This window comes from Pseudomonas sp. GW460-12-10-14-TSB1 (genome assembly GCF_017349775.1).
Taxonomy (GTDB): domain Bacteria; phylum Pseudomonadota; class Gammaproteobacteria; order Pseudomonadales; family Pseudomonadaceae; genus Aquipseudomonas; species Aquipseudomonas piscium.
On the sequence record NZ_JACNAC010000006.1, the window covers coordinates 157,148 to 168,408 of the forward strand.

Below are 11,261 nucleotides of genomic sequence, written 5' to 3' on the forward strand. Positions count from 1 at the left end.
GCCCGGGCGGCTAAATCGACTCGGCGTGCAGCTTGCTGGTCCGGTGCGCCAGGTTCTCCAGCGCCTGCGGGTCGAGTTCGGCGGCGATCACCAGGGCCTGGCGGCGCAGGGTCTGCAGGGGCGTGCGGCGGCCGAACACACCGGTGAAGTGCATGAACATGCGCATCCCGAAGCCCAGCCCATCGCCCCTCTGCCGCGGCACCAGGTGCAGGTGGGCATGGGGGATGTGCTGGTTGGTAGCCTTGCCGTCGTTGACGATCAGGTGCGTGCCTTCCACCCCGAAGCCGGCGCGACGCTGGGCGGCCAGCAAGGTATCGAACACCTGGTACAGGTGCTGGCGGATGACCGTGGGCAGTTGCTCGAGTTTTTCCACATGGGCCAGCGGGATCAGCAGCACATGGCCCTGCCCCAGCGGGTGTACGTCCATGAAGGCCATGCAGTGGGTGTCGCGATAAACCAGGGCGCTGGGCAATTCGCCGGCTGCGATCTGGCAGAAAATACAGGTCATCCGTGAGTCCTCGGTGGGTGGCGCTCCTTCGGGCGCTGTAAATGTAGCTCACGCCGCTCGCCGAGGTTCGGCGGAAGTTGTTACCGGACGTCGCGCGAACATCCGCGCCAGCAGCCAGCGGTCGCGCAGGTAGGGCTTGTTGTCCAGCAGCGCCGCCAGCCGCGGCAGGTTGACGAAGGGCACGCCGGGGTAGATGTGATGCTCGACGTGGTAGTTGATATTGGCCCACAACAGGCCGATCAGCCGGTCGCTGACGGTCACGGTGTTTTTCGCCAGGTCCAGGCGCTCCGGGTCGCCGACCTCCAGGGTGGCCATGGGGAAGTGCTCGTAGCCTCGGGAAATCGGGTTGATCACCAGCGCCAGCAACAGCAGCGGCACGATGAAGATCAGCACGAACTGCAGCATCAGCCCCTGGCCGTAGCACCAGGCGCCGATCGCCGCCATCGACAGCAGATTGAACGCCAGCTCGCGCAACACCCGGTTGCGCACCGCCTTGCCGTAGCGCACCAGGGAGAAGTAGATGAAGCGCGGCACGAACACGGCGATGCGCAGGAACATCCACTTCACCCCGCCGGTGTAGTTCCAGTCGTCGGGGTCCTTGTCCGGATCGCCCAGGTAGCGGTGATGGTACTTGTGGCATTCGGTGAAGGAGGAAAACGGGAACAGGATGAACCAGGCCATGAAGCGCCCGACCCACAGGTTCAGCGCCGCCGAACGAAAGCCGCTGGCATGCCCGCAATCGTGTTGCAGCACGGTGAAGGCATGCAGCTGGTTACCCAGCACCAGCACCGCCAGCGCCTGGCCCCAGGGGTTGTCGCCAAGCAGGATGTACAACGCCGCCGCACACCAGACCAGCACGTGCAGCAGCGACCAGAGCAGGAACTTCAGCGGCTGCGGCTGCATCAGCGCCTGCAACTGGGCCTGGCGCTCGGGATCGACTCGCAGTTCGGCGCGCTTGACCAGCCGCAATTGGTCTTCGGCGGCATGGTAGGTTGAATGACTCATGAATTGACCTTCCTCTGTCTGTATCGCTAATCGACTTGCAGGCGCACGTCGTCCGTCAATGGATAGCCCACGCACAACAGTGCCTGGCCCCGGTTCAGTTCGTCCGCCGACAGCCCATGGTCTTCACGCATGCGTACCTGCCCCCTCAGCCGGGTGCAGACGCAGGCGGTGCAGAAACCGCTGCGGCAGGAAAACGGTGGCTGCACGCCGCTGGCCAGGGCCGCGTCGAGCAGGGTCTGGCCCGGGGCAACGGTGAAATTGAACGCCTGGCCCTGCATCAGCAGCTCTACGCGTTTTTCCGTGTCGCCGCCGACCACTGGCGCCTTGGCCGGGGTGAAACGCTCCTGGTGCACACGCTCCGGGGCAATGCCCAGGGCCTCCAGGGCGGCGGTCACCTCGTCCATCATGCCGCTGGGGCCGCAGCTGTAGTATTCGCGGGCCTGCGGGCCGGGCAACGCGCCGAGAATGTCCATCACCCGCTCCCGGGTCAGGCGCCCTTCATGGACCCCCGGGGTGTCCGGCCGCGACAGCACATGCACCAGTTGCAAACGCTCGCCGAAGGTCTGCCGCAGCTGGTCGAGCTTGTCGCGGAAGATCACCGACTGCTGATTGCGGTTGCCATAGATCAGCGACACCTGCGAGTCCGGCTCGAAGTGCAGCGCCGACTTGAGGATCGAGAAGATCGGCGTGATCCCGCTGCCCGCCGCCAGCAGCACCAGATGCCGCCCCCTGCCCGGCTGCGGGGCGAAGGTGAAGCGGCCGTGGGTGCCGAGGGTCTGCACCGCGTCGCCGGCACTCAGCTCCTGCACCAGGCGGTTGGAAATCTTGCCGCCGGCCACCCGTTTGACGGTGATCGACAGGGTCTTGTCCAGCCCCGGCGTGCTGCTGATGGAATAGGCGCGGCAGCCCTTGGCGCCGTCGACGTCGACCTCCAGGGTCAGGTACTGCCCGGCGCTGTAGCGGACTTTGCGCAGCAGCGGCTGCTTGAGGTGAATGGTCACCGCGTCGTCGGTTTCCCGTTCGATGGCGGCGACTTTCAAGGTCAGGGGACGGTTCATGGCTGGCCCAGGGCGCTGTGCGCAGGTGTGGATTCGTGGGCATCGTGCGGTGTGGCGAGGCGCCGTCGATGGGCGTGCTCATGGGCCGAGATGGGCGCCGGCCGCACCCGGTATTGCAGCAGGCGGACTTTCTCGTCGTGGTCCAGCGGCTGCCACCAGTCCAGCTTGTCCGCCAGCGCATCGAAGCGGCGCAGCATCAGCAGCACGAACAGGCCGAACACGCTGAGGTCGCGAAACACCATGGAACCCGCGGCAGCCAGTTCCGGCTTGAGCCGCTCGAACAGCGCCGGGCTCTCCGACCAGTGGCCGATGGACCAGTGATGGTGGCAGGCGTGGTAGCCCTCGTTGAGGATGTTCACCGGCGTTTCCAGCAGGGTCACGGTGTTGTACATCCAGTCCTTGGGGTCTTCCTGACCGCCGTAGAAGGCGTGCTGGCTCCAGTGGATGACGCCCATCAGGAAGTTGCTCGCGCACCAAGGCACCAGCATGTAGAACACGGCGATCGGCAGGCTGTAGAACGCCAGCGCGACGAACAGCCCGACATGCACCAGGTTGCCCATGACCATGGCCCGGGCCTGGCTGCGCTTGTGCTTGCTCTTGAAGTACAGCCAGGGCGAAACCATGAACTGCTGGTACATCACCTCACGCACCATATACACGGCGAAATCCCAGGCGCTGGCATGGTCGTAGCGCGCCGTGGCGTAGACATCCAGCGGCCCGGCGTTCTCCCGGTGATGCTGTTGCAAATGCGCCGCCGCGTGGGGGATCAGGCCCATGGGAATGGCAAAGAACATGTACAGGAAGGAGTTGCCGACCCAGCGGTCCAGCAGGCTCGAACGCTTGAAGATGCCGCCGGGCACATGGCCTTCCTGATGCATGGCGCTGAAGGAGCGGACGAAGCCGCGGATGTTCGGGCCGTAGACGAAGGCATAGAACAGCAGTACCAGCAGCCAGGAGATTTCCTTGAGCCACAGCTGGGCGATGAACACCGGCCCGGCGGTCAGGCCCAGGCTGATGGCGGCGGCCAGGATCGGCTCATCCCGCGGGTCCTTGAGCAAGCGGTCGGCCAGTGGCTGCAACAAGCGGTGATAGCTCGCCACCAGCCAGCCGCCCAGGGCCTTCATTCCCGGTAGCCACGACAGCATCCGGCGCCCGGCCTGCAAGGTGCAGGACAGAGCCAGGATCACAACGATGGCCGCGGTGTTGAACACCAGCAGCAGACTGAACAGCGGAACAGCCAGGCAGTGAAACCCGCGACCGACATTGGCCGGGCGCGGCGGATAGAGAAAATCGCTACTCATGCTTCTACTCCATTAGGCATGTTGCCGAGGCCGGAGCGACGCCAGGGGCGCCACAGCTCCGGCTGCGGTAGCAGGCGAATCAGGCGCTGTAGGACTCGCGCAGGAACTGCGCCAGCAACGGCGTGGCGGCGCTGCGGGAGATCGGGTGGAAGCAGATCGCCCGGGAGGCCGCCAGCAGATAGGCCACTTCGTCGGAGGCAATGAAGGCCATGCCGCCCAACAGCTCGACGCTGAGGTTGGTCGAGCGCTCGATCGCCGCCTGCACCAAAAAGCGCGTGCACAGCGCCTTGTGGTAGGTGTTCATTGGCGCATCCTGTTGCGCCTGCAATTCGCCGGCGGTGCCGAGCAGCGCTTGATGGGCGCCTTCCAGCTCGATGCATAGCAGGGCCAGTTGCGCGGGGTCGGCGAAGGCTTTTCGCAGCAGCCGGTCGACCAGGGCCGAGGCCACGCCCAGGTAGCTGCCGCCGACCATCAGCTGGAACCAGCTCAGGCCGTTGAGCGAGGTTTCCATGGCGGTCGCGGCCACTTCTTCGCTGTCGGCACCGTCGGCCAGCAGCATGCGCTCGCTGGGCACGAACACGCCGTTGAACACCAGTTCATTGCTGTCGGTGGCGCGCAGCACCGTGGCGTTCCAGAAGGGTTCGCGGGTGACCGTGCTGCCATCGGCAAAGACCACGGCAAAACCCTGGCTGACGCTGCCATCGTCCTGTTCACAGGCGACACCGACCACGATCACATCCATGTGGTGGCTCATGGTGCAGGGCTTCTTGCTGCCGTCGAGGACGAAACCGCCCTCCACCGGTCGCGCCTTGACGCTGCGGTTGAAGATCTCCGAGCCCGGCTTGCCCTCGGCGAAGGCCGAGGCGATCAGCAGCTGGTTCTGGGTGATGCCCCACAGCAGTTCTTCCGCCGCCGGGATCAACCCGCCCAGTTGCACGATGGTGGCGATGGTGTGGTGGTGCATGGTCATCATCACCGCCAGGGACGGGCACAGCGAACCTATGGCCCGCAGGATCTCCACGGTTTCCTCCGGCGAGGCGCCGAGGCCGCCGTAGGTCTCGGGGATGATCAGGCCGGCGGCGCGATAGTCGCGAAACAGCCCGCAGAGCACGGCCGGGTCGGCCTGTTCCAGGGCCATCAGGCCACGCTCCCGGAGGGCGGCGAGCAGGCCCGGCAGGTACTTCTCGGTGGCGTTGCGGGCGTTGTGCATCGACATGGTGTGGACTCCTTTCTCGTTGTCAGGGTTAACCGGCTTTTTCGATCAACTGCTCCACCGCGGGGGCGAAACCGAAGGCTCGGGCCAGGTCGAAGATCGCTTCGGCATCCTCCAGCGGAGGACGCTTGCCGATGCTGTAGTCGCGCTGCAGGCCGGCCATGGTCAGGACCATGGTTTCGGCCAGGCAGCTGAAGGTCACGCCCGTGGGCAGACCGGTGAGGTTCTGTTGGCCGAAGCGTTGGCTGCGGTCGGGCAGATGGATCAGGCCGCCTTCGATCACCGTGACGTCCGGGCGCAGCGCCAGGGTGACGTGACCGATGTCCGGCGGCTGCGCGCAGTCGCAGATGATCGCGTTCTGATGCAGGACCAGCGGATCGATAAAGGCCGAGCCGTTGGAGGTGGCCGAGAGCACGGCTTCCAGGCGCGGCAGCCAGCTCCCCAGGTCTGCGGTGATCACCAGCGGCGGCTGCACCTGCGGCTTGCCCTGGGCCAGGGCATCGACGCTGTCGAACAGTTCGCGCAATTGCTCCTCGTCGCCGAGGTCGCGATCCAGCAGTTGCTCGACGCTGGCCAGGCTCGGCAGGAGCAGCACCAGGGTCTTGGCGATGCCGCTGCTGTGGCCGCCCTGGATCTGCAGCAAGGCGTCGCGATACAGCTCGCCGGCCACCAGCCGCAGCTCGTCCATGGCGCCCCGATTGGCCCCATTGCCGAGCAATACCAGGTGCTCGCAGAAGCGCCCCAGGCGCAGGCTGGCCAGGCGGCCCACCGAACCGTAGGCACCGATCACCCCGGTCAGGCGCTTGGCCAGCGGCGCGCCCCGATTGGCGCAGGTGCTCAGCAGCGCGTCGACGCCGACCATGGCCGTCAGGCTGTTGCCGGTGGTGGTATGGAACCGCTCGTTGATGACATCCACCCCGGCACTGGAAATCACCGAGGTGTAGGCTCCCAGGCCGACGAAATCCACCTCCAGCTCGGCGACGCTGTCCAGGTAGTTGCCCAGCAGCTTGCGCCGCTTGCCCAGGCTCAGGCGCATCAGGTCGCGCGGTTGCAGCAGGCTGCCGACCAGCCAGCCTTCGACGTAGTCGCCGGCATCGTTGTAGACCCGCCGGGCGTGATAGGACACACCGGCATCGAGGTCCGGCTTGGCCCATTCGGAGAAGTCGTCGAGCCAGCCCTGCATGAAGGTTTTTTCCGCCGCCGACAGCCCCAGGCCGTCCACCACGCTGTCGCCGTTGACGCTCTCGGCGGTGGTCGGGTGCAGCAGGAAGGCGAAGCGCCCCAGGCAGCGCCCGCTGCTGCGCGGTTTGCCGGGCACCACCCAGGGGCTCGGCACACCCCGTGGCCCGGCATAGCCGTGGGCTTCGAGGATCAAGCGATGCTGCTGGTTGTGCACCACCAGTTCCGCCACCGCCTTGAGGCCTTCGAGCAGCAGGTCGATATCGGCGCGCTCGATGCACAGTGGCGGCTGGATACGCAGCACGTTGCCTTCGGTGAGGGTCGGCAGGCAGTACACGCCATGCCGGCTTTTCAGGTAGCCGCAGACGATCGGCACCAGGGCGCCGAAGGCACTGGCCAGGGACAGGGTGTACAAGCGCTCACCGCTCCAGCGGCGGAACTTCAGGCCGAGCATCAGGCCGCGGCCGTCGAGGCTGTGGAACACCTCGGGATAGTCGCGCACCAGACGCGACAGCCCGGCGTGCAGGTAGGCGCCCTGCTGCGCCGCATGCTTGAGCTGGGCGCCGTCGTTGGCCGTGAGCTGGTCGAGCACGGCCAGGCCGATGGCGGCACTGAAGCCATTCACGGCGAAGGTGGAACTGTGGTGCCGGTCGAAATCGCGGCTCCAGCACTGCTCGCCGTAGATGCATGCGCCGATGGCTGCAACGCCGCCGCCCAGGGCCTTGGCCAGCAACACCACGTCCGGTTCCAGGCCGTGGGCGGTGGCGGCGAACAGCTCACCGGTGCGGCCCAGGCCGGTCTGGATTTCATCGAGGACAAACAGGGTGCCGTATTGCCGGCAGAGGTTCTGCGCCACCAGCAGGTAGCCTGGCGGCGGGGTGATCATGCCCGCCTCACCCTGCACCGCCTCGACAAAAAAGGCCGCGGCGCGGCGGGTCTTCAGCAACGCCTCGAGGGCCTCCAGGTCGCCATAGGGCACATGGCTGAACCCCTCGGCGCGGATCTGGAACGGCTCGCGGTAAGTGGCCTTGCCGGTGACCCCGACCGCGCCCTGGGTCTTGCCGTGAAAGCCGGTCAGGGTGCCGATCACCAGTTCGCGCTGGGTCGCGGCGCGGCACAGCTTGATCGCCGCTTCGACCGTCTCCGCGCCGCTGGTGGTGAAGGTCACCTTCGAGTGGTTGCCCGGCGCCAGCTCGATCAGGCGCCGCGCCAGTTCTTCGGCGCCGGGGTTGATCAGCGGCTGGACCAGCGAGGCCTGGCCGCTGGCGAGGAAGGTGTGGATCGCCTCGGTAATAGGCGCCGCGCCATAACCGAAGGGCACCGCGCCGAACTGGCCGACGAAATCGATCAGGGTCTGGCCGCTGGCGGTTTCGATACGGGTGCCCTGGGCGCGAACCACGGTCTCGTTGAGGCCAACGAATTCCAGCAGTTCCTGGCGGGTGATATTGAGCAGCGAATCAGCCATGGCTCACCTCCGCCACAGCCCGGCGCGCGCCCTGGTTGATGACGCCATACAGGTGCTGGCTGACCTTGCGCACGGTGTCGTGCTGGTAGGCCAGTTCGGGGTCCAGGGAGATGCCGAAACGGTCTTCGAACTCGGCGGACAGGCCGACGATCAGCACCGAGTCGACGCCCATCTCATGGAACGAACGCTCGACGTCCAGCGACCCGGAATCGACCTCCAGCAGGCTGGCCAGGGTTTCGGTCACGGCAAAGGTTATTTCGTCTATGTGCACAGTCGCCTCCCAGCGTATTTCGCTTCCTTTGCATGGCCGTTGGCCCGCGCCACCCTGTGGTAAAACCACGGGATCAACGCTTGGGCAGGCGTCATGATGCAAACGCGTTTTGAGTGTGGATGACCCGCCGCAGCAGGCCATTTGCTACACCCCGATGCTCGGCGTCATGCCGGCTCAGCTCAATACTCCGTAAGGAGTAGCGCCGGACCGGAGGACGCGGTCGAAGCCGAAAATGAGCGGGCACGCGGCGCCTCGAAATGCCGTGCCCAGCATCGCCAACGCCTGAGCGACGACCGCCCACCCCGTTGTAGGAGCGAGCTTGCTCGCGAAAAAATTTCAATGACGGCACGGTGTCCAATGGAGCCGCCGCTGCGCGGCCATCGCGAGCAAGCTCGCTCCTACAGGGGGGAGGCGCAGGCGACGCCGAAGCGCTGAACCTTGTCAGTACTGTGGAAGGGTTACCGGATGAAAGACAGGCAGGCAGCACTCACTCGTCGCAGAACAACGCCGCGATCTGCGCCCGACTCGACGCCTGGAGTTTGGAGAAGATGTTCTGCAGGTGGGTTTTCACGGTCTTGTCGCTGATGCCGAGTATCTGGCCAATCTCCCAGTTGGTCTTGCCTCGGGCCACCCAGCGCGAAATCTCCGCTTCGCGGCTGGACAGGATGGACAACAGTTGATGGTTCGGCCCCGGGTTGTGGCGCAACAGCTTGCTGCCCAGCGCCCGGTTCAGGGCGATGTGCAGGTACGGGGCGAAGACCATCATGCGCATTTTGCTTTCATGGGCCACGGTGGCCGAGATGTTGTGAAAGAAGTAGCCGGTGAAGGTGTTGCGGTGCAATCCGGGCAACAGGGTCCAGCCCAGATTGCGTATGCCGTGTTCGCGAAAGATCTTCGCCCACACCAGTTCCTGCGAGTTGCCCAGGCGCTCCAGGGTGGTGAACTTGGGGCGCCCGCAATGCTCGATGGGGTCGATGCCCAGCGGCGGAATCATGCCGTCGCGGCCGACGATGGCCTTGATCAGGTCATCGGAGACGCTGTCCGGATGAATCAGGTGGGAAAAGAACACCCGGTGCGCGCGGACCCGGCCGCTGGCGAACACGAAGTTCTCGCACGGCAGGATCTGCGGCAGCGCCAGCTGGGTCTGCTGCGTCAGCTCGGCGATGCTGCGCGCCGAGGTGATGGAGTTGAGCACGCTGGTCAGTTGCAGCCGTTGCTGGCTGTCGGTGGGCGGCAACGACAGCACCGACCGCGGGCGGCTGGCCAGTTCCAGCCGCGGTTCGCAGAAGGCCGGCTGGGCGAACAGCAACGCCGCGGGTTTGGGCGCGTGCACCGGGCCGATCGATAGACTGGTCATGCTTCCACGACCTGGCTGTCGAGGGTGATGTCACGCAATACCCGGCCGTTGCTCTCCACCGCGACCACCGACTTGTCCAGCGGGTGGGCTTCGGTCGGCGCCGTGCCCTCGAGTGCCGCCAGCCAGGGAGCGAACTGCTTGCGGCACTCCTGGCGCTTGATCTTGCCGCTGGAGGTACGCGGCAACGACCCGCCGAACACCAGCAACAGCACCGGCCGCGCCAGTTGGTGCTGTTGCCACAGCCGCGCCTTCAAGTCGCTGAACAGCTGCGGCAGGTCGAGGCTGCGCAAGGCACGCCGCTCGATTTCCTGGGCGATCACCACCTGCTCGCAGTCACCGTTCTCGATGCTGAAGGCCGCGGTGCCGTCCGGGCGAAAACTGTCATGGGTGCGCAGCACGGTGTTCTCGATATCGCCGGGGTGATGGTTGACGCCATTGACGATGATCAGGTCCTTGAGCCGCCCGGTGACGAACAGCTCGCCGTCGAGCAGGAACCCCAGGTCGCCGGTACGAAAGTAGCGCGACCAACCAAGCGTCGGCGGGGCCGGGCGAAAGGCCGCGGCGGTGCTCTCCGGGCGTTGCCAGTAACCGCTGGCAACGCTGTCGCCAAGGATGCAGATCTCCCCGACCCGCCCGTCCTCCAGCGGCTGTTCGGTGTGCGGGTCGCAGATGAACGGACCCTGCCCCGGAATGCCGCGGCCGCTGCTGACCAGGGTGCGCAGGCGCAACTCGGCCTCGCTGCCCTGGCCGTCGTGCAAGCTCGCCACATTGTCCTCCAGCAAGCCGGCATGGAACTGGCGGATCACCGGCTCGCGCTTGCTGCCGCCGGCGCTGACCATCAGCGTGCCCTCGGCCAGCCCGTAGCAGGGAAAGGCCGAGGTGCTGGCAAAACCGGCGCGGGCGAAACGCTCGTGGAAGGCGGCAATGGTCTGCGCCCGCACATGCTCGGCGCCGTTGAAGGCCACCTCCCAGCTGCTCAGGTCGAGGCCGGCCAGCTCTTCGTCCTTGATCTTGCGCAGGCACAATTCATAGGCGAAGTTCGGCCCACCGCTGACGGTACCGCGGTAAGTACTGATGGCCTGCAACCAGCGCAGCGGCCGTTGCAGGAAGTGGATCGGCGCCAGCAGGGTCGAGCCGAAGCCGACGAACAAGGATTGCAGGATGCCGCCGATCAGCCCCATGTCGTGATACGGCGGCAGCCAGCTGACCAGGTGGCTGTCCTTGTGGGTCAGGAAACCGCGGCTGATGCTGCGCGAATTGTGAATCAGGTTGCCGTGGGTCACCGCCACTCCTTTGGGAATCCCGGTGGAGCCGGAGGTGTATTGCAGAAAGGCGATATCGTCCCGGGTCACAGGAACCGTCCGCCATTCGCTGGCCAGGGCCAGGTCCAGAGTCGCCATGTCCAGCACCCGCGGACTCTCGGCCTGCCCCAGCCGGGCCTGGATGGTCGGGACATCCTCGCCGCTGGCCAGCGCCGCCGTCGGCTGGCAATCGTCGATGATGCCGTCCAGCCGGTCCAGGGTCTTGGTCGCCCCCGGCGGATAGGCCGGCACCGCCACCAGCCCGGCATACAGACAGCCCATGAAGGCGATCACATAGTCCAGGCCAGGCTTGAGCAGGATCAGCACCCTGTCCCCCGCTAGGCAATGCCCCTGCAACCGGGCCGCCGCCGCTCTCGCCGCGCGGTCCAGTTCAGAGAAGGTGATCAGGGTTTCTTCGTCTCGCCCGTTGTGCAGAAAACGATAGGCCAATCGGTCCGGGATCGTATGGGCGTGAAGCTGCAGACATTCCGAAAAATTCGCATACGGAACGTCTCTATCGTGGTCGTTCGTAGTCATTATTTTGTGTCCAGGCAGCCGTACTTAGCCATCTCCCGCAAGGCCCGAAATCTGCGGCCTTGCGCA

9 protein-coding genes are annotated in these 11,261 nt (G+C 65.8%); all 9 read right to left on the reverse strand.

Annotated features, from left to right (window positions below):
• Positions 1–10: 10 nt before the first annotated feature.
• The gene (locus tag J4D52_RS06400) at positions 11–508 is read right to left on the reverse strand and encodes an HIT family protein (RefSeq protein ID WP_063432899.1); all 498 of its coding nucleotides are present in this window, start codon (positions 506–508) and stop codon (positions 11–13) included.
• Positions 509–556: 48 nt separating this feature from the next.
• Positions 557–1,513 carry a fatty acid desaturase gene (locus tag J4D52_RS06405; RefSeq protein WP_063432900.1) on the reverse strand — a complete coding sequence of 319 codons (957 nt, stop codon included), beginning with the start codon at positions 1,511–1,513 and terminating at the stop codon, positions 557–559.
• A 26-nt stretch (positions 1,514–1,539) separates the two neighbouring features.
• Positions 1,540–2,571, reverse strand: a complete 1,032-nt coding sequence (locus J4D52_RS06410; protein ID WP_063432901.1) for a ferredoxin--NADP reductase — start codon at positions 2,569–2,571, stop codon at positions 1,540–1,542.
• Positions 2,568–3,872 (reverse strand): fatty acid desaturase, encoded by a 1,305-nt coding sequence (locus tag J4D52_RS06415; RefSeq protein WP_102676046.1) that lies wholly within the window; start codon positions 3,870–3,872, stop codon positions 2,568–2,570. The genes J4D52_RS06410 and J4D52_RS06415 overlap by 4 nt, the downstream gene beginning before the upstream one ends.
• Before the next feature lie 79 nt (positions 3,873–3,951).
• Complete coding sequence (locus J4D52_RS06420; protein ID WP_025806152.1) at positions 3,952–5,088, reverse strand: acyl-CoA dehydrogenase family protein; 1,137 nt, start codon at positions 5,086–5,088, stop codon at positions 3,952–3,954.
• Positions 5,089–5,116: 28 nt separating this feature from the next.
• Positions 5,117–7,729, reverse strand: coding sequence for an aminotransferase class III-fold pyridoxal phosphate-dependent enzyme (locus tag J4D52_RS06425; protein ID WP_102676045.1), 2,613 nt, complete (start codon positions 7,727–7,729; stop codon positions 5,117–5,119).
• The gene (locus J4D52_RS06430; RefSeq protein WP_025806154.1) at positions 7,722–8,000 is read right to left on the reverse strand and encodes an acyl carrier protein; all 279 of its coding nucleotides are present in this window, start codon (positions 7,998–8,000) and stop codon (positions 7,722–7,724) included. The genes J4D52_RS06425 and J4D52_RS06430 overlap by 8 nt, the downstream gene beginning before the upstream one ends.
• A 487-nt stretch (positions 8,001–8,487) precedes the next feature.
• Positions 8,488–9,357, reverse strand: coding sequence for a LuxR C-terminal-related transcriptional regulator (locus tag J4D52_RS06435; RefSeq protein WP_025806155.1), 870 nt, complete (start codon positions 9,355–9,357; stop codon positions 8,488–8,490).
• Positions 9,354–11,195: a fatty acyl-AMP ligase gene (locus tag J4D52_RS06440; RefSeq protein ID WP_102676044.1), complete on the reverse strand. Its 1,842-nt coding sequence runs from the start codon at positions 11,193–11,195 to the stop codon at positions 9,354–9,356. Before J4D52_RS06440 ends, J4D52_RS06435 begins: the two co-directional genes overlap by 4 nt.
• Between the last annotated feature and the right edge of the window lie 66 nt (positions 11,196–11,261).

Excerpts from the sequence above, each read along its gene's own strand:
- J4D52_RS06400 (WP_063432899.1), bottom strand. The coding sequence starts at position 508 with ATGACCTGTATTTTCTGCCAGATCGCAGCCGGCGAATTGCCCAGCGCC.
- J4D52_RS06405 (WP_063432900.1), bottom strand. The coding sequence starts at position 1,513 with ATGAGTCATTCAACCTACCATGCCGCCGAAGACCAATTGCGGCTGGTC.
- J4D52_RS06410 (WP_063432901.1), bottom strand. The coding sequence starts at position 2,571 with ATGAACCGTCCCCTGACCTTGAAAGTCGCCGCCATCGAACGGGAAACC.
- J4D52_RS06415 (WP_102676046.1), bottom strand. The coding sequence starts at position 3,872 with ATGAGTAGCGATTTTCTCTATCCGCCGCGCCCGGCCAATGTCGGTCGC.
- J4D52_RS06420 (WP_025806152.1), bottom strand. The coding sequence starts at position 5,088 with ATGTCGATGCACAACGCCCGCAACGCCACCGAGAAGTACCTGCCGGGC.
- J4D52_RS06425 (WP_102676045.1), bottom strand. The coding sequence starts at position 7,729 with ATGGCTGATTCGCTGCTCAATATCACCCGCCAGGAACTGCTGGAATTC.
- J4D52_RS06435 (WP_025806155.1), bottom strand. The coding sequence starts at position 9,357 with ATGACCAGTCTATCGATCGGCCCGGTGCACGCGCCCAAACCCGCGGCG.
- J4D52_RS06440 (WP_102676044.1), bottom strand. The coding sequence starts at position 11,195 with ATGACTACGAACGACCACGATAGAGACGTTCCGTATGCGAATTTTTCG.